Annotated in this window: 3 protein-coding genes; all 3 read right to left on the bottom strand. The window is 35.4% G+C overall.

From position 1 onward, the window contains the following. Positions 1-25 precede the first annotated feature (25 nt). Positions 26-436, bottom strand: coding sequence for a hypothetical protein (locus A6E03_RS16265; protein WP_065601289.1), 411 nt, complete (start codon positions 434-436; stop codon positions 26-28). 145 nt (positions 437-581) lie between these two features. Continuing rightward, positions 582-986, bottom strand: coding sequence for a DUF2007 domain-containing protein (locus tag A6E03_RS16260; RefSeq protein WP_065601288.1), 405 nt, complete (start codon positions 984-986; stop codon positions 582-584). Positions 987-1122: 136 nt separating this feature from the next. Beyond that, positions 1123-1812: a hypothetical protein gene (locus A6E03_RS16255; protein WP_065601287.1), complete on the bottom strand. Its 690-nt coding sequence runs from the start codon at positions 1810-1812 to the stop codon at positions 1123-1125. Positions 1813-1844: the final 32 nt, after the last annotated feature.

Below are 1844 nucleotides of genomic sequence, written 5' to 3'. Positions count from 1 at the left end.
ATGCATTTGTTATGTGCGTTCTAATTTAATGTTGGTTTTTTAAAGAAATGACCTTTCTAGCTAAACCTGAAAAAGCATGAATCACTTTCGTTCTCTTTGTCATCTTTGAGTGCTTGTTAAAATCGACTTTTAATAAAACATCATCTGCCCATCTTAATAAACCTGAAGCTTCCACATCAAATGACAATTCATGTGCTAATTGATTTCGCATATTATTTAATTCAAGCAACATTTGCGCATAAATTCGATAGTCATCATTCTGAGCTAATTTATTAACTTTGCCGTAAAAACTTAGTTTATCGCCATACAACTCAGCCAATACAATATCTAGAATTAAATGTCCTTTCAAAAGGATAAGTTCATGATCTTTAACCTGCTCTAGATGACACCATGTTCCATACTCTAATAAAGCTACTAATTCTTTTCTTACTGCCATTGTTTATCCTTTGAGCACATAACGCCGCAATAACACGTTTATTACTACGACGATTTAGCTGAATTTTACTGCCTTAAACACCGAAACCAAAGACAAACCTACAACGCCGAATGTAATAAATCGTGTTGATTGCTTTGTTATACCGTTACTCAACTTTTTTGATGAACTCATTACAGCCTTTACACTTATAACCATGCTTAAAGAAAAACAATGGAAAACCAAGAAGAATGAAAACAACAAATGCTGGCTTTTTACCCTTGGTAAATGGAACTAAATCCTCACTGCCGCAATTAGGACAACAATTTTTTATTATTTCAGTTTCAGGACTATTTATAACAGCTTCTGAGAAATCCGTATTTATGATTGATAATGCCATTTCAACATCAGCTTCATTAACCATTAATCGAACACCACCAACAGCATTAGAATACAACCATTGAGCACTCACGGTATGCTCATCGGCAATTACATTTACAATTCCAGCAGCCTCCAGGCTTGCTTTGGCAATGTGAGCTTCATGCGGAAATGAAAACCGAGATAATACTTCCATGTTTAACCTCCAAAACGGTATAACGCCTGCATAACACGTTTGCTACTATGCAAACCAAGCTCAAATTTACCACTTAATACGGTAAACTAAAAGAAACCTAGAATGCCGAATGTAGCAAATCGTGTTGATGCGATTGTTATGTAAAAAGCTCCCATGGGATGAGGACTGACAAAATAGCCAATCCAGAAAACATATAAGGACTAAGTACATCCAAATGCTCGCGGTCATTTATAAAGGAGCTAAGCCTATACTTAAATTCAATAAACAATAAGCGTAAATATTTGGAAGCAGTCCATTTTTTATTGAAAGATAGTAAACTGAAGTACTCATCATAATATTCTTCTATCCATTCACCATCCCCGCTTCCACCACGGAAAACTGTTGGATAGTTAATACCTCTATGCAAAAAACCGCTCACTTCATACGTTGAATGCTTAATTCCTGGTTCATCATCTCCACAAATATCAAAAGCTCCACCTAACAATCCTTTTACTGCTTCCTCCCGATGGCTGTAATGAAATACATCTTTATTGTTCATCATCCGCTCTGACCAAAGTAGAAACAGTTCATTGTGATAAGGCTTCGCGTAATTTCGATATCTGATTGTCAAATAAACCACTGCTGCCAAAAGCAAGTATGCGATATTATTTTGGTGTGCAAATTCAATTTTGAATATAAATGTATTAGCTTCTTTCATTGTCGCACCTGAAACTTCAAGCGCTAGCAAAATTAACGAAACCGTTGTTAGTATCTTTCCTTTAGCTATCAATTTATCGTCAGCATCAAACCTATCTATAAAACTCTTTTTATCTACATCTTGAGTCAAAACTATCTCCTTTTACATAACGCCTGCATAAC

The organism is Aliivibrio sp. 1S128 (assembly GCF_001691065.1).
Taxonomy (GTDB): domain Bacteria; phylum Pseudomonadota; class Gammaproteobacteria; order Enterobacterales; family Vibrionaceae; genus Aliivibrio.
Note: the sequence above shows the minus strand (reverse complement) of the source record. Positions and strands in the feature narration are given on the sequence as shown.